Origin of the sequence: Acinetobacter sp. MYb191 (assembly GCF_037572605.1) — a bacterium.
Taxonomy (GTDB): domain Bacteria; phylum Pseudomonadota; class Gammaproteobacteria; order Pseudomonadales; family Moraxellaceae; genus Acinetobacter; species Acinetobacter johnsonii.
Window position 1 is genome coordinate 71948 of the sequence record NZ_JBBGZP010000006.1, and the last position, 23972, is coordinate 95919.

The 23972-nt window shown below is 44.1% G+C and carries 22 protein-coding genes; 11 read left to right on the forward strand and 11 right to left on the reverse strand.

Annotated features, from left to right (window positions below; translation table 11 throughout):
• Nucleotides 1-45: 45 nt before the first annotated feature.
• A complete protein-coding gene (locus tag WH214_RS01925; protein WP_004691810.1) occupies nt 46-1299 on the reverse strand; it encodes a hypothetical protein in 1254 nt (417 codons plus the stop codon).
• 77 nt (nt 1300-1376) lie between these two features.
• On the opposite strand from WH214_RS01925, the gene serB reads away from it, so the two are divergent.
• From serB to WH214_RS01940, 3 genes are all read left to right on the forward strand, one after another.
• Nucleotides 1377-2597 (forward strand): phosphoserine phosphatase SerB, encoded by a 1221-nt coding sequence (gene serB, locus WH214_RS01930; protein WP_131230867.1) that lies wholly within the window; start codon nt 1377-1379, stop codon nt 2595-2597.
• 410 nt (nt 2598-3007) lie between these two features.
• Entirely contained in the window at nt 3008-3343 is a 336-nt protein-coding gene (gene aciT, locus WH214_RS01935; protein ID WP_004691806.1) for a ciprofloxacin tolerance protein AciT, read from the forward strand.
• Between the two features lie 150 nt (nt 3344-3493).
• Entirely contained in the window at nt 3494-3973 is a 480-nt protein-coding gene (locus WH214_RS01940; protein ID WP_004691804.1) for an SCP2 sterol-binding domain-containing protein, read from the forward strand.
• 105 nt (nt 3974-4078) lie between these two features.
• Here WH214_RS01940 and dtd read toward each other — a convergent pair whose 3' ends face one another.
• On the reverse strand, nt 4079-4519 hold the full coding sequence (gene dtd / locus WH214_RS01945) for a D-aminoacyl-tRNA deacylase (protein ID WP_332476279.1): 441 nt from the start codon (nt 4517-4519) through the stop codon (nt 4079-4081).
• Between the two features lie 299 nt (nt 4520-4818).
• On the opposite strand from dtd, the gene pncB reads away from it, so the two are divergent.
• From pncB to asd, 3 genes are all read left to right on the forward strand, one after another.
• Nucleotides 4819-6030, forward strand: a complete 1212-nt coding sequence (gene pncB / locus WH214_RS01950) for a nicotinate phosphoribosyltransferase (protein WP_339421991.1) — start codon at nt 4819-4821, stop codon at nt 6028-6030.
• Nucleotides 6031-6193: 163 nt separating this feature from the next.
• Nucleotides 6194-7042, forward strand: coding sequence for a sulfurtransferase (locus WH214_RS01955; protein ID WP_339421992.1), 849 nt, complete (start codon nt 6194-6196; stop codon nt 7040-7042).
• Nucleotides 7039-7890, forward strand: a complete 852-nt coding sequence (gene asd, locus WH214_RS01960) for an archaetidylserine decarboxylase (protein ID WP_339421993.1) — start codon at nt 7039-7041, stop codon at nt 7888-7890. The genes WH214_RS01955 and asd overlap by 4 nt, the downstream gene beginning before the upstream one ends.
• Nucleotides 7891-7986: 96 nt before the next feature.
• Here the strand turns inward: asd and phoR are convergent, their stop codons facing one another.
• From phoR to WH214_RS01975, 3 genes are all read right to left on the reverse strand, one after another.
• Nucleotides 7987-9345, reverse strand: coding sequence for a phosphate regulon sensor histidine kinase PhoR (gene phoR, locus WH214_RS01965; protein WP_004691795.1), 1359 nt, complete (start codon nt 9343-9345; stop codon nt 7987-7989).
• A gap of 9 nt (nt 9346-9354) precedes the next feature.
• Complete coding sequence (phoB, locus tag WH214_RS01970) at nt 9355-10065, reverse strand: phosphate regulon transcriptional regulator PhoB (RefSeq protein WP_004691794.1); 711 nt, start codon at nt 10063-10065, stop codon at nt 9355-9357.
• Nucleotides 10066-10279: 214 nt separating this feature from the next.
• The gene (locus WH214_RS01975) at nt 10280-10978 is read right to left on the reverse strand and encodes a TetR/AcrR family transcriptional regulator (protein WP_339421994.1); all 699 of its coding nucleotides are present in this window, start codon (nt 10976-10978) and stop codon (nt 10280-10282) included.
• Between the two features lie 203 nt (nt 10979-11181).
• On the opposite strand from WH214_RS01975, the gene WH214_RS01980 reads away from it, so the two are divergent.
• A complete protein-coding gene (locus tag WH214_RS01980; RefSeq protein WP_087011941.1) occupies nt 11182-12021 on the forward strand; it encodes an SDR family NAD(P)-dependent oxidoreductase in 840 nt (279 codons plus the stop codon).
• A 97-nt stretch (nt 12022-12118) separates the two neighbouring features.
• On the opposite strand, the gene WH214_RS01985 is transcribed toward WH214_RS01980, so the two are convergent.
• The 5 genes from WH214_RS01985 to WH214_RS02005 all read right to left on the reverse strand — a co-directional run bounded on the left by WH214_RS01985 (nt 12119) and on the right by WH214_RS02005 (nt 17352).
• A complete protein-coding gene (locus WH214_RS01985) occupies nt 12119-13486 on the reverse strand; it encodes an MATE family efflux transporter (protein ID WP_131230859.1) in 1368 nt (455 codons plus the stop codon).
• A 124-nt stretch (nt 13487-13610) separates the two neighbouring features.
• Nucleotides 13611-14768 carry a methionine aminotransferase gene (locus WH214_RS01990; protein WP_339421995.1) on the reverse strand — a complete coding sequence of 386 codons (1158 nt, stop codon included), beginning with the start codon at nt 14766-14768 and terminating at the stop codon, nt 13611-13613.
• Between the two features lie 112 nt (nt 14769-14880).
• Nucleotides 14881-16188 carry a DUF445 domain-containing protein gene (locus tag WH214_RS01995; protein ID WP_339421996.1) on the reverse strand — a complete coding sequence of 436 codons (1308 nt, stop codon included), beginning with the start codon at nt 16186-16188 and terminating at the stop codon, nt 14881-14883.
• Nucleotides 16189-16204: 16 nt separating this feature from the next.
• Complete coding sequence (locus tag WH214_RS02000; RefSeq protein WP_339421997.1) at nt 16205-16774, reverse strand: CC0125/CC1285 family lipoprotein; 570 nt, start codon at nt 16772-16774, stop codon at nt 16205-16207.
• A gap of 38 nt (nt 16775-16812) precedes the next feature.
• A complete protein-coding gene (locus tag WH214_RS02005; RefSeq protein WP_201952922.1) occupies nt 16813-17352 on the reverse strand; it encodes a DUF924 family protein in 540 nt (179 codons plus the stop codon).
• Between the two features lie 225 nt (nt 17353-17577).
• On the opposite strand from WH214_RS02005, the gene gshA reads away from it, so the two are divergent.
• Both gshA and WH214_RS02015 read left to right on the forward strand, forming a co-directional pair.
• Nucleotides 17578-19155 (forward strand): glutamate--cysteine ligase, encoded by a 1578-nt coding sequence (gene gshA, locus WH214_RS02010; RefSeq protein ID WP_339421998.1) that lies wholly within the window; start codon nt 17578-17580, stop codon nt 19153-19155.
• Nucleotides 19156-19174: 19 nt separating this feature from the next.
• Nucleotides 19175-19690, forward strand: a complete 516-nt coding sequence (locus tag WH214_RS02015; RefSeq protein WP_058870537.1) for a disulfide bond formation protein B — start codon at nt 19175-19177, stop codon at nt 19688-19690.
• A gap of 56 nt (nt 19691-19746) precedes the next feature.
• On the opposite strand, the gene WH214_RS02020 is transcribed toward WH214_RS02015, so the two are convergent.
• On the reverse strand, nt 19747-21078 hold the full coding sequence (locus tag WH214_RS02020) for a PGAP1-like alpha/beta domain-containing protein (RefSeq protein ID WP_339421999.1): 1332 nt from the start codon (nt 21076-21078) through the stop codon (nt 19747-19749).
• 240 nt (nt 21079-21318) lie between these two features.
• Between WH214_RS02020 and WH214_RS02025 the strand changes: the two genes are divergently transcribed.
• Nucleotides 21319-21894, forward strand: coding sequence for a YqiA/YcfP family alpha/beta fold hydrolase (locus WH214_RS02025; protein WP_201701906.1), 576 nt, complete (start codon nt 21319-21321; stop codon nt 21892-21894).
• A 14-nt stretch (nt 21895-21908) separates the two neighbouring features.
• Nucleotides 21909-23789 (forward strand): DNA topoisomerase IV subunit B, encoded by a 1881-nt coding sequence (gene parE / locus WH214_RS02030; RefSeq protein ID WP_159152751.1) that lies wholly within the window; start codon nt 21909-21911, stop codon nt 23787-23789.
• The last annotated feature ends 183 nt before the right edge of the window (nt 23790-23972 follow it).

Below are 23972 nucleotides of genomic sequence, written 5' to 3' on the forward strand. Positions count from 1 at the left end.
TAAAAAAGCCTGACACATGTCAGGCTTTTTTATGATTGGATGTAATTAAGAGGCTTTAGATTGTTTTGCTTTTAAAATTTCCGTTCTTAAGCTTTGCGCCAACTCTGCAGACTCAGCACCCATGCCATTGACCATAAAGGCATGACGGGTCAAGACATTGGTTGGATTAGGTAAATTCACCAATTGGTAACTTTCAGAAATGTCTTTCAATAATTCGTTACTTAAATGTACGGCACTTTCTTTGGCCGATAACTGTTGGACCAAACGCTCAGCAGCTTGATTCGCAGACAGTTGCATTGCATCGACTGCGGTTGAAATGCCACAACGTGTTTGCAAAACAAAGCGCTTTTCTTCGCGGTAACGTTTATATAAAACCTCGGATAGCAGTTGGAACACACTGCTGATCATCATTAAACATGGCACTGCATTGGGTGTGTCTGTCGACATGCTGAGGGTGGCACCATGCTCATTAAAGGATTGAACTGTAGTGATGTCCGAGCTGTTGAGTTTGTAGTGTTTTAAACAAAGTTCTGTGCTTTTATTGAGGAAAATCTGACACAAATTAAAGTATGGAATAGACACGGTTGTATTCACCGAGTCCATCAACTGTTTCGGGTCATAAAATTGAATATTGAGCGCAACCGAATGATTATCCACGATCACGGGTTTCTGCTCTTTAGGCTTCGCACTGGTTTTGATTTGTTGTTGTGCTTGAGCAATCGCGACCGCCGTATGGTGTTTTTCCTGTTCAAGGGTTTGGGTTAAAACTTGAATTTCGTGTTTTAAGCGGGATTCGTTATTGATCCGTGCCAAATATTCGGTACGGCTTGGGCGCGCAATGGCGCGATAAGCTAACCACAGTAAACCATGAATCGCTAAGGACAATAAAATCGCTAACCACTGAGTACGTAAAATCTCACCCATACTTGGTTTAATGAGCGTGATTTCGATGCTACCCACTTTCTTTTCATTTTGCAGCGCATCACGGACAAACACTTCGCCATCACGTGTTCGAACTTGGCCACCTGTGGCCAAGACTTGATTGTTGGCATCCAAAATGCGAATGGAAGCTACGCTTGGATTGGTCGCATAGCGATCCACCAAAAGCGCAAGTGAAACCGTGTTGGCAGGCTCCAGCTCTGCAAGACTGTCTGTGACCAATTGAGAGGTCATCAGTTGGCCTTGGTTGGCACGGTTTTCATTCAGTTGATGAGTCGTTGCCAATACCAATAAAAAGGTATGTAAAGCAAAACTTACAATTAATAGGCTAGCAAATAGCCCTTGTCTAGGCGCATTCAACGTAAACTTCCAAAGAAAATATATTCAATTTCGATTATGATTCTAACAATAGTCGTAGCTCAGACCCGAGTCAATTCATGCGAGAAATCATTCTTATTTCATTTTTAGGACCAGACCAGCCGAATCAGTTCACTCGATTAATGCAGGTATTGTCCACTCATTCACTACAAATTTTAGATGTCGGACAAGCAGTTATTCATAACCAATTGACCTTAGGTATTGTTATTTCTTCAGATGACCAAACCGCAACAGCTTTGGCAATGAAGGAAATTCTAATTTTAGCACATGATATTGGTTTAACTGTACGTTTTAAACCAATCACTACAACTGAATATGACCAGTGGGTGAGCGAAGGTGGACGAACGCGTTATATCGTCACGGCTTTGGCGCCAGAGCTTGAGGCGTCTCACTTACAAGCAGTTACAAATATTGTGTCTAACCAAGGTTTCAACATCGAAACTGTGACCCGTTTGTCAGGTCGTCCCGTCTTAAATGGCGAAGTCGATGGGCCGAAACGCGCCTGTGTTCAATTCGGTTTAAGTGGTCAAATGCTGGATGCCGCAGCCATGCGTGCAGCCTGTTTACGTTTGTCACATGAACTGAATGTCGATGTGGCGGTACAAGAAGACAATGCCTACCGTCGTAACCGCCGTTTAGTGTGTTTTGACATGGACTCGACCTTAATTGAGCAAGAAGTGATTGATGAGTTGGCGATAGAAGCGGGTGTGGGCGCACAAGTCGCTGAAATCACAGAACGTGCAATGCAGGGTGAGCTGGATTTCCAGCAAAGCTTCCGTGCACGCGTGGCACTGCTCAAAGGGATGGATGCCTCTGTCTTACCTAAGATTGCAGAACGTCTGACCGTTACAGAAGGTGCTGAACGCTTAATTTCAACTTTAAAAGCATTAGGTTACCGCACGGCTATCTTGTCGGGTGGTTTTCAGTACTTTGCAGAGTATCTACAAGCCAAACTTGGTATTGATGAAGTCCATGCCAATGTCTTAGACGTTGACAATGGGTTAGTCACAGGTGAAGTTAAAGGGCATATCGTGGATGGTGCGCGTAAGGCATTATTATTACGTGAGTTAGCCGATAAGATGGGCATTTCTCTTGAGCAAGCGATTGCAGTGGGCGATGGTGCGAACGATTTACCGATGCTGTCGATCGCTGGCCTAGGTGTCGCTTTCCGTGCGAAACCGCTGGTGAGGCAAAACGCCAATCAAGCTATTTCAAGTGTCGGCTTAGATGGGGTGTTGTATTTATTGGGTGTGCACGATAAAGACTTAAATCGTGCTTAAAGCATCTCGGTGTTATCAAAAACGCAGCCTTTGAGCTGCGTTTTTTTGTTGCAAATTTAAGCGAAAAACGATGAGCGGTCAGTGAAAAATGTCGATAAAAACAACGATCAACAGAATTGGAAAAAATATTTTTAAGCGCTGAAAATACGGGTTTTATTTTGTAATGACACGCCAAGACTGAGCGCGTCTTTGTTTTGGAAAAGTTCAAATCTAAAAAAATGTAATGACAATATAATATGGCGACAAGGTATGTCGCATTCTAAAAATACAAGCCTTTTTTTCTTTTCAAAACTGCTCATAATGCATGCATAGAGTTTGAAAGCTACACAATCCATTAATTTTAAACGGTATCGGGGATGAGTTCAGCACAGTGTACCAGTTGCCTGAATTTATCTTAGACGGAGGTTTTTATGGTAACAGCGAATTTAGCAACCATCGTTGGCTTAAGTTTAGTCGCCGCTGCGTTGATTGCTGTTTTCTTTTCGCCTTATCGTCGCTGGTTGAGTTTTATGGTGGCGGGTATGGTGTTTTGGGGAATATTGGAAGTCATTCGCCTAGGTGTGCAAGCAGTGTTTGAAATGCCGATCACTTATAGCTACTTAACTGCTTTAACTTCAGCGATGCTTATTGTGACGATGTTGCTTCTACGTGAAGATCGTCGCGCAGAACGTGCACTGGCGCAGCGCCGTTGTATTGAACATACACCTGTATATGAAGATGACCAACAGCAGTGTTCTAGCCGCTAAGTCATAACCTCATACCGTAAAAGAAGATGCCTAGAGCATCTTTTTTACGTTCTTACATGATTGTTATACAAAGCCTAGCGGTAAAAATGGCAACTTGTGGTAGCATTGAAAACAGTCAATTTATCAACAATTACAATAGGCTTTCATGTCATGAAACTATCTTCAATTCCTGTGGTTAAACTTCCATTGGTTGATGTCAGCACGGATCCGCTGGATTTAATGGTTACAGGTTTGGCACTTCGTATGAAACAGCTGGCGCGTACTAGTCCAAAATTTATTGAATTAGTTCATGAACGTCAGTTCCGTATTCAAATTGGTACGGATCTGGGTATGGCACGCCAAATTATTGTGAACAATGGTCAGATTGATACTGTTTCAGGTGATGCTGAAAAAGCCGATTTTATTTTACAGTTTGCGGACAGTGAGCAGGGTGTGAAAACTTTAATCAAAGGCGACCCAACCGCATTTATGACGGGCATGCAAAACGGCAGCATTAAAATGGAAGGTGATTTTGGTCTATTGGTTTGGTTCAACCAAGTTGCAAAATTGGTTCCACCAAAGCTACCAAAGCCTGTGAAAGCAAAAATTAAAGCTGCTCGCGCATTTTTGAAAGAAAAAACCGGTAAGTAAAAAGATTTTTTCAACTTCTCGATTCCATCTTCTTTATAAAAGGCAGATTGAGCGCAATGAAATCGAAAAAGCCCTCTATCGAGGGCTTTTTTATGCATGGTGTTTTTATTCGACTTCTAAATTGAAAGTCACGGGTCCATCATTGACCAAATGTACTTTCATGTCGGCAGCAAAAATACCGGTTTGCACATGCTCAAACTGGGTCTGGGCATATTCAACCAGTTGTTCGTATAAGGCTTGAGCATCATTCGGTGGCATGGCTGGTCCAAAGTCAGGACGTAAACCTTTTTGGGTTTGCGCCATTAAGGTGAACTGAGAAACCAGAAGAATACCCCCACCAGCTTGGCTGACATTCCAGCCCATTTTGCCTTGTTCATCGTCAAAAAAACGATACTTTAAAATTTTATCGATCAGTTTTTTGCCTTTGTCTAAAGTGTCTTCTTTCCCAAGGCCTAAGAAAACCAAGATACCGTGTTGAATTTCACCTGTGGTTTCACCATCGACCACCACTTTGGCTTCGAGAACGCGTTGTAATAAGGCCCGCATGACTGATTCTATCTACCATTTGATTGTGCAGACTGAAATTGTAGCAAACCTAGCGCAGCACAGGAGAAACATCGATTGAAAAAACAAGGCAATTGCGTTGATATACATAGCAATGTTTCAGGAAAAGAGCATAAGCAAGAGCGATAGCAACAAAGACAGCAACACTTGGATTCCGAATGGAGTGAAACAAGGATCTATCGAGTAATTGGTCGAATAGCAAGACCGAATTACCAAAACATGGCTATGCAGTTTAAAAAAATGTGCTTTAATGCAATAAGTTGCTAAAAACCGAAAATGATATGTCTGCCATCATCCAATCCTTATTAGATACTGATCTGTACAAATTTACGATGCTACAGGTGGTTCTGCATAAGTTTCCCCAAGCGCATAGTGTGTACCAGTTCCGTTGTCGCAATTTGGATGACACGGTTTATCCTTTGGTCGACATTCTTGATGATTTAAACCATCAATTAGATTTGCTCTGCCAATTACGTTTTCAAGACGATGAGCTGCAATACCTGCGTGGTTTGCGCTTTATCAAAAGTGATTTTGTCGATTATTTAGAGTTGTTTCAACTCAAACGCCGCTTTATTGTGGCCAGTATTGATCATCAAGGCCGTTTAGACATTCGAATTGAAGGGCCGATGGTTCAAGCCATGATGTTTGAAATCTTTGTGCTTGCTATCGTCAATGAGCTGTATTTCCGCCGTATTCGAAGCGAAGAGGTCATGGCTGAGGGCGAACGTCGCTTACAGGCCAAAGTGGCTTTATTAAAACACTATGAAACATCGCAAACGCCAAATGATCCCCCATTTTTAGTTTCTGATTTTGGTACGCGGCGACGTTATAGTTTGGCGTGGCAAAAACATGTGATTGAAGTGTTTAATCAAGCTGCACCGCATATTTTCCGTGGCACCAGTAATGTTTTAATTGCGAAGCAATTGGGTCTAACCCCGATTGGGACCATGGCGCATGAATTCCTACAAGCTTTCCAAGCGTTGGATGTACGTTTACGTAATTTCCAAAAATCAGCACTGGAAACTTGGGTACAAGAGTACCGTGGTGATTTAGGTATTGCTTTGACGGATGTGGTGGGGATGGATGCATTCCTGCGTGATTTTGACTTGTACTTTGCCAAATTGTTCGATGGCTTGCGCCATGACAGTGGTGACCCGTATGAATGGGGCGATAAGGCCTATGCCCACTATAAAAAGTTGAAAATTGACAGTAAAACCAAAATGCTAACGTTTAGTGATGGACTGAATTTAGAGAAAGCATGGGGCCTGCACAATTATTTCAAAGACCGTTTCCAAGTCAGCTTCGGGATTGGCACCAATTTGACCAATGATATGGGACAAACTCCTTTAAATATTGTGCTTAAACTGGTCGAGTGTAATGGCCAGTCGGTTGCGAAAATTTCGGACAGTCCGGGTAAAACCATGACGGATAACGACACCTTTTTGGCGTATTTACGTCAGGTTTTTGAGATTGCTGAAGCAGAAACCAATTAATCCAAAATATATACCATGCCAGAATCCGTTCTGGCATGGTTGTATTAAAAAACTGACGAATAGTGATATCTCTAATTCTGCTAAAAGAATGCAAAAAATCAGAATAATTGTAAAAATGAGTTGTGCTAAGATCAAAGCATGATCTGAAAACATACGAAATAATATGACACATTCTGCCTTTGATTTTGGCTTGTTGATAGACGCAGAGCAGCTGGTTCCGCATTTAGGTAATGACAAATTACGCATCGTCGATTTAAGCCGTGCTTCAGTCTATGACCAGTTACATATTCCACATGCTTTGCATTTAAAGCCGAAATTTTTGGTGCGCCAAGACGAACAAGCCACCGGTCTACTTCCTGATGTAGAAGGTTTACAGGAACTGATTCGTTATCTGAATATTTCACCCGAGCATCATGTGGTGGTTTACGATGATGAAGGTGGCGCTTGGGCGGGGCGTTTGATTTGGAATTTACACTGCCTAGGTTTTGAAAATACCAGCTTGCTGAATGGTGGAATTCATGCATGGCTTGCAGCAGGACTTCCAACCACTTCTGAAGTGGAGCAGTTTGAACCTGTCCGTACTTTGGTACAGGTCGATCAAGCCAAAATACAGCAGTATCGAATTGAGTATACTGAGTTATTAGAGAAAGTTCAAAGCAGCCAAGTCCAACTCTGGGACTGCCGCACAGAAGAAGAATATACTGGTCTGCGTCTTGCAGCGCGACGCGGTGGTCACATTCCAAATGCACTACATTTTGAATGGAGTACTGCCCTTAACCGTGAAAATCATTTAAGATTGCACCCTTTAGAACGCACGCAGCAACGCTTAGAACAATTGGGTTTTAACTTAAATGAACCTGTGGTGGTGTACTGTCAGTCACATCACCGTTCAGGACTGGCTTATATTTTAGGTCGTTTATTGGGTTGGAATATTCAGGCGTATGACGGTGCGTGGAGTGAATGGGGCAACCGCCTCGACAGTCCTATCATTACCGGAGAGATGCCGTCTTGAGCCTCACATCACGCTTAAAAAAACAAATTTTCATTCAAGCTCAACGTGTTGTACCCCAACATCAGTTATCACGTGTCGTGGGTAGAGTCGCAGCCAGCGAAAATCCGATTGTGAAAAATGCGGTCATCACTGCGTTTAAAGCACAGTACGGCATTGATATGTCGATTGCCGAGCAGAGCAATGCACTGAAGTTCAAGTCCTTTAATGAGTTCTTTACCCGTGCATTAAAAGAGGGTGTACGTGATATTGATACCGATGCGACCAGTATTGTATCGCCTGCGGATGGCGCGATTTCACAGTTGGGTTCAATTGTGGAAGGTGATATTTTCCAAGCCAAAGGACAAAAATTCACCGTTGATAATTTAATTGCAGATCCGCAGTTGGCTGAACCATTTAAAAATGGTCAGTTTGCAACGGTGTATTTATCGCCTAAAGATTATCACCGTGTGCATATGCCATTTGCAGGCACATTGACGGAAACCTTATATGTACCGGGTGAATTGTTCTCGGTCAATCAAACCACTGCTGAAAACATTCCAGGCCTGTTTGCCCGCAATGAACGTATGGTTTGTTTATTTGATACGGAAATCGGCCGTATGGCCGTGGTCCTCGTTGGCGCCATGATTGTGGCGGGGATTGAAACTGTTGCGACAGGAAAAGTGAAGCCTACTGGCCGTTTAGAGCTAAATCAGCATAACCTGTTCTTGGACAAAGGTGCTGAACTGGGTCGCTTTTACTTAGGCTCAACTGCTGTGGTACTGTTTGAAAAAGACAAAATGACGTGGGATGCAGCCTTTAAAGCCAACTCGACTGTGGTGATGGGTGAAGCGATGGGACATACAGTTTAATCGTTTCAGCTCTCGGTCACCGTCCTTGTTAAACGGACGGTGAGAGACAAAAAAAGCACCGATATCGGTGCTTTTTTCATGCTTTTGAAAAAAGGCTTATTCAGGATTATAGGTGCGTTCTTTGGGGAAAATCACTTTAAAAATAGAGCCCTGATTTTCTTTGGATTCAATTTCTAAATGTGCTTGGTGCTGCATTAATACGTGTTTCACAATTGCTAGTCCTAAGCCTGTGCCACCCGTTTGTCGACTGCGCGCGCTGTCAACACGATAGAAGCGTTCGGTTAAACGAGGTAAGTGCTTAGGATCAATGCCTATACCAGTATCTTCCACGGTAAAATAAGCCTGTTCACCATTGTCATGCCAACCCATGGTCACCGTTCCACCTTTCGGCGTGTATTTGATGGCATTGGTAATTAGGTTACTAAAAGCGCTGGCCAACTCCATATCTGAACCGATTAAGTCGCAATGACTGTCGATATCGAGATTGAGCGTATGCCCATAATCAATATTATAGGCATGTGCATCGTCATAAAGTTGGTTCATTAAGCTAGGCATATCAATGATTTGATTTTTAGCAATTTGCTTGTCATTTTCTAGGCGTGACAGTAAGAGCAAATCATTCACCAAGGCATTCATGCGTTTGGCCTGTGCTTGCATTTGGTCAAAGGCCCGCTTCCAACGTGGGTTGAGGTCTTCTTGGTCTGTAAAGGTCTCAATATAACCGCTGAGTACCGTCAGCGGTGTGCGTAGTTCATGTGAAATATTATCGACAAAGTCTTTACGCATTTGTTCGAGATTGTGCATACGGGTCACGTCATAGGCGACCAGTAAGCGACTTTCACCCCCAAAACGGGTCATTTTGACTTGAACATAATGTTCATCAAAACTGGATGACTTCATTTTTAAGCCATCTGGTGCAGCATCAATATTATTGTAATAATCCACAAAACTCGGTTGGCGTAATAAAGTCAAAATATTACGCCCACGGTCATTTTGTTCGATGCCTAATAACCGTTCTGCAGCAGGGTTCCACCATTCAATTTGTTGCATGTCATCAATCAGCACCACGGCTTCTTGTAAAGCGACCAATGACGACTGCGCGCGATCAATCAACCCGACCATTTCCGCTTGTACAATCCGTTCTTGGCGCTGTGCCCGATAAACATTGAACAATAACGCCCCCCAAATGCCCCCAAGGTTGGGTGGAACTTCGTAGGGACGATTGGAAATCCAGTCATTGACCAAATACAAAGAGCGCATTTGCAGAATAAAAAAAACAGCAAAAGCAAAGGAGATACACGTCCAAAAATAACCGACGCCAAAGCCAATCAAGCTTGCAATCAGCAAGAAAAAGGCAAGGAGACGTAAGTCCTGTTTGGCAAAGCCCCATAAACTGCTGTATCGCGTTTTTTTATGCTCGCGTGCGAGTTCAGGGACCGGGTAGGGTTCATACATAAAACAAAATTAACCTAGGGCGATATCCGCACGTGTAGAGAATCGATAGCCTGTACCCCGAACTGTTTGCACAAAGCGATCTGCAGCATAAGGCTCAAGCACTTTACGTAAGCGGCGAATATGCACGTCGATGGTACGGTCTTCAATATACACGTTTCCGCCCCAGACTTGGTCAAGAAGTTGTGCACGGGTGTAGGCACGCTCAGGATGAGTCATGAAGAAGGCCAATAAACGATACTCGGTTGGCCCCATGTCGAGGAAATTATTGCCAAAGCTGACCCGTTGGCTGACAGGGTCTAAGATTAAGCCATTGGCATCAATCGATTTTTCACCACTGAGCGCGTTAGCGCGGCGTAAAACGGCTTTAATCCGTGAAACTAATTCGCGGGTCGAAAACGGTTTAGTCATGTAGTCATCTGCACCAGCATCTAGACCTTGAACTTTATGGTCTTCTTCGCCACGTGCCGTGAGCATAATCACTGGAATTTCAGAGAGATTTTCATCGCGCTTGAGACGGCGACATAAATCTACACCACTGACGCCACCAGGCATCATCCAGTCGAGCAAGATCAAAGCAGGACGCTGATCCACAATCATTTGGTGGGCTTGTTTTGCATCTTCGGCTTGTAAGCATTGAAAGCCTGCCATATCCAACGAGGTGTGAATCATTTCTCGAATGGGAAGTTCATCATCGACGATTAAAATGTAGTCATCTTTCACAACGCAATATCCTATTGTAGGTAACGGCAGGCCGTTTTAATTTTATGACAGGCTTATTACAAAGATTAATTATGACAGTATCATTGCAAAAAACAGACGATTGATGAAATTTGCAAAAAAATGTGACAAAAAATCGTCATATTGGGATTCAAAATTAATGGAAGTTTAATCTAAATTGCATTCGGAAATGCCGATTGCATTCAAGTGAAAAGTCTTAGACATCCAATTTTGCCCGTGTATTCGGGTCTGAAAAGGTTTCTAGGAGTGAAATAAATACAATACGGCTGGAGCTTAAAACTTCTTCAAAGGATTGTTTAAACCCACTGACCACCCAACGGATCGCAATTTGTGTAACATAGCCATTGAGGCCTGTGGCGACCAGCGAAATTTCTCGTTCGGACCGGTTAATTTGCGGCATCATCAGCATGACAAAGGCTTGAATCATCCGGTCAAAACGGGTCATGGTTTCATGAATGGTGGCTTGGTTATGTAATTCTTGGACCAACATCGCATCGATATAAATAATACGCGCCATGCGGGGATTGTCTTTTAAGGTGGTAAGCAGGGCACGCAGTCCAGCATCAATCATTTTATGTGGATCTGAAGAGGCTTGCATGATGGCTTGCATGACATTGTGCTGTAACTCATCGATCAGCTTTAAAAAAATGGTTTGAAATAATTGCTCACTTTTTTTAAACGACTCATAAAAATAACGTTCAGTGAGCTTGGCTTCATTGCAAATATCTTTCACCGTCACGGCAAAAAAGCCGTGAGTGCCGTAGACTTCAATTCCTGCTTCAATCAATTTTTCACGACGCAGCTGTTTACGTTCAGAAAGCGATAAGCCCTTGAATTGTCTTTCTTTGGTTTTATTGTTATCGCTGTTTTGTTGTACTGGTTCAGATGCCGTCATCAGATTTCATCGCCCTATTTTAAAGCCAAGGTTTTGCATAGTTTAGCAATAAACCACGACTCTACCTATGCGTAGGCTTTAATCTCTAGCTGGTTTTCATGGACTTGACACTTTTGGCTATTAAATTTATGACAATTGATATTGTCAATTATAAAAAAAGCATCTACAGTCGATGTACAAAGATAAAGGACAACCACAATCTCATGAAGAATTTTAAAAATAAAGTCGCGGCAATTACAGGTGCAGGATCGGGTATTGGCCAACAATTGGCACTTTTATTGGCCAAGGCGGGCTGTCATGTATCATTGAGTGATGTCAATGAACAAGGGTTGGCGAAAACAGTTGAACTGCTACAAGGCAGCAATGTACGCGTCACCACGAAAAAATTAGACGTCTCAGACCGCTTAGCGATGCAAGCGTGGGCTGAAGAAACCGTACAAAATCATGGTTCTGTGAATATGATTTTTAATAATGCCGGCGTTGCTTTGGGTTCAACCGTAGAAGGTGCATCCTATGAAGAGCTGGAATGGATCGTGGGGATTAATTTCTGGGGTGTGGTCTATGGCACCAAAGAGTTTTTGCCTTATATTAAAAAAACAGGCGATGGGCATATCATCAATATTTCAAGTTTATTTGGTCTGACCGCTCAACCGACTCAGTCTGCTTACAATGCCACTAAATTTGCGGTGCGTGGCTTTACCGAGTCATTACGCCAAGAGTTAGATATGGAAAACTGTGGCGTGAGCGCATTGTGCGTGCATCCAGGTGGGATTCGAACCAATATTGCCAATGCAGCCAAAGTGAATGACAGCTTGCGTAGCATCGGGATGAACCCTGAGAAATCTGCACAGACCTTTAATAAATTATTACGCTGTCCACCCGAAGAAGCGGCACGTCAAATTTTAGAGGCGGTACAAAAAGACAAGCGTCGTTTATTGATTGGTAATGATGCGAAAACGCTAGATTTGATTCAGCGTATCTTACCGACGGGCTACCAAAAAGTGACGGCTTTTGCGACCAAATTAAGCCAAAGAAAGTCTTAATGTTGTGATGTAAAAGAACCCGCATTGGCGGGTTTTTTATGCTTATGTTAAAAAGTGTTGTGATCAAAAACGTCTTCTATCAAATATTCATTTAGCTTTAAATGAGCGTTTCAATGGTCTTTTTCTTCCAAACAAATTGATAATAAAGTCCTTGCATGATGCATAAGCTGACAAAGGCCAGCGCATAAGCATACCAAATCCCTTGCAGTCCCCACCATTCACTAAATAAGTAGGCACAGGGCACTTCAATCGCAATAATCGCAACGATATTGATCACCATGGGCATGGTGACCGTACCGCTGGCCCGCATAATAGAGGCAAAAATGGCACTGGCACCAAAGAATAAAATGGACCACAGCACAATGAACAACAGCTGTTGCCCTAGCTCAACTACTGCATGGTCAGTGATAAACAGTGCCATGAGGTATTTGGAGAAAAGATAAGCCAAGACCACCAAGGAACCTGTAATGATGATGTTCATGCCTAGCGCGGTACGCGTGACTTTGGCCAATAATTCTGACTTGCCTGCGCCAATGGCTTGCGCACCAAAAATCGATGCAGCAATGGCAATAGATAGGGCAGGGAATTGAATATAATTCAGAACCTGATTGACCGCGCCATAAGCTGCGGTCGCATCGGCCCCATGGCGGTTGACTAGACCCACAATCACAAGACCCGCAACTGAGGTGGTGATCATTTGAATGCCCGTTGGAACCCCTAAGCGCAGAATAATTTTACTCAGTTGACGGTCAAAACGAATATGACGTAGCAGTTGTGCATCGAGTCTGAGTGGGTGCTGTTTATAGTTCAAATAGAAATATAAAAAGGTCAGCACGGAAACAAAGCCTAAAATGGTCGCAATGGCAGGGGCAACAATCCCCAGTTTGGGAAAGCCAAAATAACCCGCAATCAGAACGGGTGTGACACAAAGCCCAATCAAGATGGTCATGCCAGAAGCAATCAGAGGTGTCGTGCTGTCTCCGACACCGCGTAAAATTGAGGTATAAATAATATATACAAACAGGAGGGGACTACCTGCCAACATCCATTGCACATAAGGTAACGAGAGATGCATGACGTCTTCATCGATACCCAAAGCCGATAAAATTGGTCGTGCAAAAATTACCCCAAGAAATGCAATAAAGCTGCCACCAATGAGGGTCATAAAAATAGTGGAGCCGACTACCGCACGGACTTTTTCAATATTCTGTGCGCCCCATGCTTGACCAACCAAGACGGTCGACCCCGCGGATAGTCCAATTACGAAGGCCATTAAGCAAAATAGGATGGGGAAGAACACTGCAACCGCTGCAATCGCCTGCACCCCCATCATCTGTCCGACAAAGATGGTATTAATTGTACCCGACAGATTTTGCAGAATATTGGTGGCAATCAAAGGCATCAGGAAAATAAAAAAGGCTTTCCATAGCTTTTGTTGTTGCACCAATGGGGTGTGTGCTGACATAAGTCATCCTGAGGTTATTTTTATTACATTTCTAAGGCTTACCCTAGCATAGTTCAGTGTTGAAAAGCCGATGTATTTCAGTAAGCGAAGTCGGTTCTTGTGCAAAAGCAAAGCTGAAAAAAATTTATACGCTTTGCAAAATTTCAGCTGCCTGAGCTAAGGTTTGATCGGTCTTGGCAAAGCAAAAACGAATCATGCGCAAAGCCTCTGGCGCCTGCTGATAAAACACCGAAACAGGAATGCCAACAATGCCATGCTGCTCTGCCAGAAAGCGGCAAAATTCAACATCGTTTAAATCGGGACGAATGTGGCTGTAGTCGACATTTTGAAAGTAAGTGCCTTGCGAAGGCAACCATTGAAAGCGTGAACCGGTTAAACCCTCAATAAAACGATCGCGTTTTGCTTGATAAAAGCCCGCTAAGTTTTGAATATGCTCAGGATGTTGCTGCATATAATTGGCCAAAGCCAGTTGTACTGGGGTCACTCCGCAGAAGTTGGCAAACTGATAGACCTGGCGGAACAGTTGCATCAGCGCAGGTGTAGCAACGCAGTAGCCCGTTTTCCAACCGGTCACATGAAAAGTTTTGCCAAAGGAACCCACCACCACACTGCGTTCACGCAGTTCAGGAAAAGACAGCGCCGAATAGTGACGTTGACCATCAAATACCAGATGTTCATAGACTTCATCGGACAGGACTAAAATATTGGTGTCGCGAATCAGTTCAATCAGCGTCAACCAATCTTGCTTGCTCCAAATGGCACCACTCGGGTTATGTGGTGTGTTGATAATGATCAGTTTGGTTTTGGCCGTAATGGCTGATTTGACCTGCTCCCAATCGACTGAAAAATGTGGGGGTTGGAGCGCAATATGAATGGCTTTACCACCAACTAACGCAACACTTGGCGCATAGCTGTCATAACTGGGGTCAAAAATGAGGACTTCATCATCCGCATGGACTACGGCTTGAATGGTGGCAAAAAGGCCAATGGTTGCGCCCGGAGTGATGGTAATTTCAGTCATCGGGTCGAGCTGAATCTGATCGCGTTGTGCAAATTGCTGCGCCAGTTGCTCGCGTAACAACCAGACCCCATCGCCTGGAGCATACTGATTGAAACCACTTTGAGTGGCCTGTGCTAAAGCATCTAGCAGTTCAGCGGGGGCTTCGAAGTCTGGGAAACCTTGGGATAGATTTAGGGCATTTAAGCGCTGCGCCATGGCAGTCATGGTGCTGAAAATAGTGACGCCTTGTGCAGGCAGTTTAGATGAAGGCAACTGAATCATGAATGCTTAAAAGTGTCTAAATATCAGCCCAAAATAGCATATTCATCCCCTTTTACTTATGCAAATTTTGCATGTAGGACAGGGGTAAAGCATGCTTTTTTATGGATTGCTTTTATAAGAGCTGTTCAACTGCCGCGCGAATAATCCCCAGTGCTAAGCCAATAAATGCACCGACTACCACACCATTGACCCGAATCATATGCAAGTCGCCACCGACTTCATTTTCGATCTTGTCAATCATCACACTGGAGTCCCATTCGTGAATACGTTCGCTGATAAAACGAATGACTTTTTCGCTGTATTGGTCGCTGAGATTGACCGCAATGCCACTGAGGCGTTGATTAAGCAAGTCTCTGACGGCTTGATTGGAGATGATGTTTTCCCCAATTTGTTGAATGGATACACGGATGTTGTGAGCAATGCCAGAATCTGGTTTTTGTAAGTCTTGTTTAATGGCATCACATAAAATGACCACTGCACCGCTAATAAAATTCAGGACTTGTGGGCTATCCAGCAGGGCATCTTTGGTTTGGTTTAAACGCTGGCTGGCCCTACTGTCAGTGTCTGCCAGTTCGAGCATGAGCGCGTGCCCCATCGCTTCAATCTTTTGACGCCACGGATGCTCAGGATCGGCCAACATCGACTCGACTCGTTGAATGAGTGAGTCGATGGTTCTTTGCTGCACATCGATGCCAATCCAACTGGCCCCTTTGGCCAGTTTCCAGACCCCGAGTTCTTTGAACAAGGTTCGGGTTAACTCACGACTTTGTTCAGGATGTTGGGTCATCCAGTCATGCGCCAAGTCGAGTCCGCGTTGTAATACATCTTGATGGAAATCATTTTCCAGTACTGCACGCAGCATTTCACTGGCCAAATGATTGACCTGAGTGTTACGCACCCATTGCACGCTGTTACTTTGAATAAAGCGTCCGATTTGTTCTTGTCCCACAAACTCAAAGACTTTAGGCACCGTTTGTTGAATGACTTGAGTGACTTGTAGGTTGTTTTGTGGGTTGGCGAGCCATTGACCAACCGCCAAAGACAGGTCGGTACTTTGCAGGCTTTTTTCCACCACTTGTGGAGAAAGAAAGTTCTCTTGTACAAAGCGGCCCATAGACTCTGCAATACGGTCTTTGTTACGGGGAATAATTTCGGTGTGATCGCGTAAAAACTTTGGAATCGGCATTTTCCCAAAGGGATTACGGAACAGCACAGTAATGGCATACCAGTCAGCCAAGCCGCCGACCACACCTGCTTCGGCGGATAACATTAAAATATGAATGATCCAGACTTTGTCTGTGGGGACAAACTTGGCAACGACCATCAGCAGCAGCCATGTCACCACTGCCGTGATCAAGGCAATGGTGGCAAAACGTTTGCTGCGTTTCAGACTCGATGGGACGGATTGAGGTTCATTCATAGGCAGGCTCTATGCTTTATTTGCTTGTCGACGCGGGGTTACTCGGTTCAGGCGGTGGGAGCACTTCACCGGTTGGGCTCAAACCGTATTTTCCACCCAGCGATTTTAAAATCAGCGTGGCATCAAAGGCATCGCTTGGTGCCGATTTTTGGTCTTTAAAGCATTGAATGCTGTATGACACTTGCACGGGGTCAATGTCGACTACACGTGGTACATCGTAGAACGGATCAGGCCAAAAGGCTGGATGGCGAGAATAATAACCATATGGGTAGTAAGGCATTGGGTTTGAATACACCACGGCCTGCCTTGGTGGTTGGTTCTGGTTGCTCGGGTCATTCAGTACTTTAAAGAAGCGATAACCATTTTGCACTGTGGTTTGCGCAGCTTTGACCAGAGTGATTTCTTCAGCCGTGCCATAGCTCATATTTGGGCGCGCTTGGAAGCTGATGCGATAAGTCGAGGTGTTTAATGGCGTATTACTAAACCGACCTAACTGGTCGAAGGTTAAGGGCTTTGAGGGGGTAGAAGCACAGCCTACTAAACTTAGACCCGTCGCCAGTGCACAGGCGATTAAAATTTTCTTCATGAGATAGACTCCTTAGCACAGAGGGAGAAGCCGAACAGTTAAAAATGGCTGTTGGGCTGAGTCAAAAAATCCAGTTCTTCTTGGCTTGAATTGCGGCCAAGGACTTGGTTCCGATGCGGATAGCGTCCAAAACGATCGATAATCTCTTTGTGACGCTGTTCAAAATCGAGGTTAATCGGATTGCCTAAGTCTTCGAACAATTTTAAAGCATATTGATGAATAATTTTCGATTCACTATGCATAAAGGGCATATATAAAAAACTGCGTTGTATGGGTGGTACCGCTGCATCCAGTTGTAGCGTGATGGCTTCTTGCGCCAAAGCCAAGGCCAAGGCGTCTTGAGCAAAGGCCAAAGAACTGTTGCGATACAGGTTTCTCGACAGTTGATCGAGCACAATAATTTCAGCCAAACGCCCTTCAGCACTACTGCGCCAAGACCATAGCTCAGCATGCGCCGCTTGTTGATGAATTGTCTTAAATTTTTCTTCGATGAGTGCATCGAACGCATCATTTTGGCTAAACCACCAGCTTTGGTTTTTGGGATCGAACCAAAAATCTAAAATTTCTTGATAATTCATAAAGTTTACAATTCTTTAGCATTTATTCTTCAATACAATCACACTTTTGACATGTCTAATAGCGTAACTTTGTGATAAATATTTTCCGAAAAAATAGAACAGATGGTTTACTTGAAAATAGGACTGGGTGTAATGTGCCGAATTAAAATCACGTTATACTGATATAAACTGATGATTTTATTTTATTCGTCGTTGTAATTGTTTCTTCCAAAAAGTGAGATTGTAATGGGTCAACCCGCATCTAAATCTACAGCTGTGTTACCGACTTGGGTCAATTCATCACTTTTGCAAGGGATGTTACGCGGGATTGAGCGCGAAAGTTTGCGCATGCAAAGTGATGGCTTTTTATCACAAGCCGATCATCCGCAAGCTTTGGGTTCTGCGCTGACTCATCCGCATATCACGACAGATTATTCAGAAGCTTTATTAGAATTTATTACGCCACCCCAGCCCAGCATTGCTGAGGCGTTGCATTATTTAAAAGACATTCATAGTGTGGCGCATCGTCATTTGGAACATGGTGAAAAGCTCTGGCCGCTGTCCATGCCCTGCATGTTGGATGACAATGACGATAAAATCCGTTTAGCCCAATATGGCAGCTCAAATATTGGGAAGTTCAAGACCTTGTACCGCCATGGTTTAGGGGTACGTTATGGTCGTCGTATGCAAACCATTTCAGGTTTACACTATAACTTATCTTTTCCAGATCAACTGTTTGAACAATTACAACAACATGAAACAGATGAAGCACTAAAAGCCTTATCTGCACAAGACTATCGTAGTCACCGCTATTTTGGATTGATCCGCAACTTTATTCGCCTTACGCCGTTGGTGATGTTTTTGGTCGGGGCAAGTCCATCGGTCTGCCAGTGTTTTATGACAGGACGTGAACATCATTTATTGCCATTGCTGCGTGGGACGTTATATTTACCCTATGCGACTGCTTTACGCATGGGACGTTTTGGTTATCAAAACTCAGCACAAAAGCAGCTTGGTATTCATTACAACAATATCGACGGTTATCTCGAAGGCCTACAAAAGGCAGTCAAAACCGCTTATGCGCCGTTTAGTCGCTTAGGTCTCAACGATGCGCAGGGCGAGCCGATTCAGATTAATGATCATGTCTTGCAAATTGAAAATGAGTACTACAGTTTGGTGCGTCCAAAGCAAGTACCGCAAGCAGGTGAAACGCCATCACAAGCGCTGAGCAATCGTGGTGTCGGTTATGTAGAACTGCGTGCGGTGGATGTGAACCCATATAGCCCAATTGGGATCAATGAAGATACCGCAGGTTTCTTAGAAGTGTTGGCGCTGTATTGCTTACTGCTGGATAGCCCAGATTTATTAGCCGCAGAGCAAGATCAAATCGAGAAAAACCAAGCGGAAGTGGTCAATCGTGGTCGTGCACCGAATGCTGCAATTGCTGTGGGTGAGCAATCGTTTCCAATTGAAGCATGGAGTCAGTCTCATTTAGAGGCTATGCAAGAACTGGTTGTATTGTTAGATCAGTGCTATGACACCACACTGTATAGTAAAGCGATGACAGTCATGCAACAGAGAGTCGCTGAAGTTGATGATACTTTGTCGGCGCAGATGATCGAAGATACTCTGGAAGCGGGTGGGACATGGGGCTTTGGTAGCCAAATGGCCGCACAACATGCATCGAGTTATGAGCGTCATCAGTTGAGTGCAGAGACATGGGCTTATTTTGACGATTTAGCCACGCAATCACTGCAACAACAACAGCAATTAGAGCAAGACAGTCAACTGAGTTTTGAACAGTACCTTGCACAATTTAGATAAAAAATTAAGAGGATTGACCATGCAATGGAGTTATCGCTTCGTGAGTGGTGTTTTGGTTTTAGCCAGTATCATCGGGATGGCCTTTGCCTTGTATTTAGAGCACGGCCCCCTACAGTTAAACCCATGTCCACTCTGTGTGTTCCAACGTGTGGGACTGATTGGACTGGGGATTATTTCGCTGATTGCTTTTTTGCATAACCCTGCATCGAATGGTTTTAAACGCTTTTATGCATTTTTAGGCAGCCTATCGATCTTATGGTCGGCAGGTGTGGCAGCACGTCACGTGTGGTTACAGAGCTTACCGCCTGATCAAGTGCCGAGCTGTGGCCCAGGCTTGGATTATTGGTTAGACACGTTGCCGCTGCGTGCTGTGTTTGAGCAAGTTTTAACAGGTTCAGGTGAATGTGCACTGGTAGATTGGACTTTCTTGGGTCAGTCTTTACCTGTGTGGTCTTTGGTGTTTTTTGTGGCACTGGCGTTGATTAGTCTGTGGCAATTGTTGCGTAAATATCCAAGCCACGCGAAGAAAAAATAATAAAGATAAAAAAAGCCAACGTGATGTTGGCTTTTTTATGAGGTGAATGAGGGGGCCTAGGTGAGCGCAATGCCCTCTAAGTCATCCAACCCGATCATATATTCATGCACTTGACCATATTCCGTTTCAGTTGGATTTGGATAGAACCAATTTACGATTTGTTCGGCAACACTGGCATGGGTGTGTAGCTCAAAATGGTTTAAGCCATAGAAAATGGCTTTATGTGAATCGGGAACTTTCAGTTGAAAGCGTGGATTCATATGCTCGCCTAAGGCACTTTTTACACTGACCAAATAATCCCCAATCACATTGAGCGCACGATATTTGCGATGTTCAAACTCAATAGTACCTGCCACCAAGAAGGTATTGATATGGGAGGGCAATGGAGCAGGTTTACGGTTGTCATCAACATGACCAATACGCGCTTCATTATGTTCCCAGTCATCATCCCGCACACTGCCATGACGTAAGTCTAAAATACCGTTGCTGCGAATGTTGACGATATGCCCAATAATTTTGACAAATGGGAAACGTCCCAGTTTGTCCTGCAAATGAAAGCCAAAGCGTTCTAAAGCCGCACCATGATGGGGAGAACCAATACAGACCATGTTTTCCACCACATGAATCCAGCTTTGCATATTTTGTTTGCCATAGAACAGCGCACTGCGTGAAACCAGTCCGCCCATACTGTGCCCAATCAGATCGATTGAGCTAATCCGTGGGTTGCGGTTGAGTAAGTCTTGTAGTGAGTTGGCAAAGCTACGCCCATTGGCTGAAATACGACGACCCGTGTTGTAGTTGAGATATAGCATGGTATTTTGCGCGCGTTGCGCCAGCAGCTTTTCCCCTATACCTCCATAACGCGCCGTGCTCCAGTACAAATGGTTCATGCATAGACCATGGACCATAATCACCACGCGACCAGACAACTCGCCTTGCTGGATAGCACCGTAATGATCATAAAACACCATCGGTAGCGCCACAGGGTTGTGATATTTCAGTAAATAGTCGCCCAAAATGCCGTTGATTGCACCAACTAAATAATGCATGGTTGGGGTTAAGGGTTTGCGATGCAAATTTGGAAATTTTTCAATGATATGACGCAAACTTGGCGCCAATAAATAGCTACCGTAGTTTTGCAAGGTATTGAAGGAAAATTGGTAAATTTTTTCAATCGACCGTGTCGACAGAAACTTCTTGGAACTGGTTTCATTCATCCCAAATAAACTGATTAAAATTTCACGCTGAATGGCCTGAATTAAATCGTGGACGACGTCACCTAAGCGAGTTGTCACCAACTGAGCAATCCCTTCAAGCAGGTCGGCTTGGCTGGGAGGAGTACGATCCCATTTACAATAGGTCTCGTGCAGAGGCGTTAAACTTGGCATTTTTTCTACCCTTGTGTTTCTGTGTCCAAAGGGACTTTATTTTTTTCAACGATCACGGTATAAATTCTTAGCACTCTAGCTTATCTAATTCATCTCGAACAACTTTTACAATAGCGATGAATACACAGATGACCTTATTTTTTTGTCTGACAATTTTTATATCCATACAAAATAATACAGTCGGCTGATGCCATCTCTTTTGAGTTCAATAAAAATGATGTAGAAGAGTAAATGTACAGCATGAATATTATTTATTTACATGGCTTTCAAAGCAGTTCTTTATCGATTAAAGGTCAATTGCTGAAACGCTATTGCGAATCTCGTCCACAGTGGCACGTGCATTTGCCAGACTTGAACATGCCGCCACATTTGGCCTTAGAAAAATTGGCCGCCTTGATTCAGGAGCTGGATCAGGTAGTGCTGGTGGGCAGTAGTTTAGGTGGGTTTTATGCGACACAACTGGTCGCGAAGTTGGCAGTACCGGCTGTGCTGATCAATCCAGCTATGCAACCATGGCATTTGTTCCGAGATCTATTTGGTGCGACGCAACTGCCCTATAAAGTCAATGAACATTGGACGCTCGATGATGCGCAATTGGACTATTTAGAGCAGATTGAGCTGCCATTTGTGCAAGATGCAGACAAAATTTTAGTGTTATTGCAACAAGGCGATGAAGTTTTGGATTATCGTGAAGCACAGCGCTATTATAATGGCGCAGCGCTCGTGATCTCGGAAACGCAAGGCAATCATGCGATGGAAGATTTCGCAGACAAAATACCGATGGCATTACAGTTTTTATCGGACTGCTTAAAATAAGGAAACAGTACAACGTGTCTCAATATACGGCTCAATCGCTTGAAGTATTATCTGGTTTAGATCCGGTACGTCGTCGTCCCGGCATGTATACCGATACCACACGCCCAAACCATTTGGCGCAAGAGGTTATTGATAATGCAGTCGATGAGGCACTGGCCGGTCATGCCAACAAAATTACCGTCACTGTTTATAAAGATGGTTCGCTCTCAGTCGAAGACAATGGTCGTGGCATGCCTGTCGATATTCACCCCGAATATGGTCAAAGCGGGATCGAGATCATCCTGACCAAGCTGCATGCAGGTGGTAAATTCAGTACCGATAACTACCAGTTTTCAGGCGGTTTGCATGGTGTTGGGATTTCCGTGGTGAATGCTTTATCTAGCCGAGTCGAAGTAGAAGTTCAGCGTCAAGGCAACCTCTACCAAATGGCCTTTGAGCACGGTGAACCGACTGCGCCCTTGACGGTGTTAGAAGGCAAAGCTCCGAAGCGTGCGACAGGAACCACCGTTCACTTTTGGCCTGAAGCAAAATATTTTGATTCCCCGAAATTTGCCCTGAAAGCGCTGAAGCACAACTTAAAAGCCAAAGCCGTTTTGGCGGCAGGTTTGCAAATCAATTATGTCGACCAAATCAATGACGAAAAAATCGTTTGGCAGTTTGAAAATGGCCTCGTCGATTATTTGATGGATGAAATTGAAGATCGTGAGATTCTGCCTCATCCAGCCTTTGTGGCAACAGGAGATGCTGAGCGTGCCAGTGCCGAATTTGCCATTTGTTGGAATGTCGATGGCGGTGAGTTGGTCCAAGAAAGCTATGTGAACCTAATTCCCACTGCGCAGGGCGGGACTCATGTGAATGGTCTACGCTCAGGTGTGACCGATGCGATGCGCGAGTTTTGTGAACTGCGTAATTTGCTGCCACGCAATATGAAGCTGTCGGCTGAAGATGTTTGGGATGGTGTGAACTATATTTTATCGTTGAAGTTCCAAGAGCCACAGTTTTCAGGCCAAACCAAAGAGCGTTTATCCAGCCGTGAAGCGTCAGGCATTGTTCAAAACATTGCTAAAGATGCTTTTGCACTGTGGTTGAACCAAAACTCCGATATTGCCATGCAGTTGGCGGAAATGGCGATCTCAAAAGCAGGTCGTCGTCTGAAAGCTGCGAAAAAGGTTGAACGTAAGAAAATTGTGGCGGGGCCGACTTTACCCGGCAAACTGTCAGACTGTGTTGGACATACCTTAGAAGAGTCTGAACTGTTCATTGTGGAAGGGGATTCTGCAGGTGGTTCAGCCAAGCAGGCACGTGATAAAAACTTCCAAGCGATCATGCCTATTCGTGGGAAAATCTTAAATACGTGGGAAGTCTCTTCCGATGAAGTCTTGGCTTCGCAAGAAGTGCATAACATTGCCATTGCGATCGGGGTCGATCCGGGGTCGGATGATTTATCCGAATTACGTTATGGCAAGATCTGTATCTTGGCCGATGCTGACTCGGATGGTCTACATATTGCGACGCTGCTGTGTGCTTTGTTTGTGAAACATTTTCCGATCTTGGTTGAAGAGGGACATCTGTATGTGGCGATGCCACCGCTGTATCGAATTGATGATGCAAAAGATGTGCACTATGCCTTGGACGATGATGAGCTTGAAAGCATGTTAAAAAAATGCAAAACCAAGAACCCGCAAATTACTCGATTTAAAGGTTTGGGTGAAATGAACGCAAGCCAACTGCGTGAAACCACGCTGGATCCAAACACACGCCGTTTGGTGCAATTAGATTTGGATGACAGTCATTTTACTGCAGGTTTATTGGATAAATTGCTGGCAAAAAAACGTTCGAGTGACCGTAAAGAATGGTTAGAGCAGAAAGGTAACTTGGCCGAGTTGGTGGTTTAAGTACGATTAAGGACAAAACAAAAAGCCCGCACATTGCGGGCTTTTTGCTTTGCAGATGAGCAATAAAATTGCGCTTAATCTGTGCAGAATTTTTTAGATCAATCGATTGAATTAGGCGAAATGAATTGATTTGGAACAAATGATGTATACAAGTTTGTATGCAGAAAAGTAGTCATTTGGGCG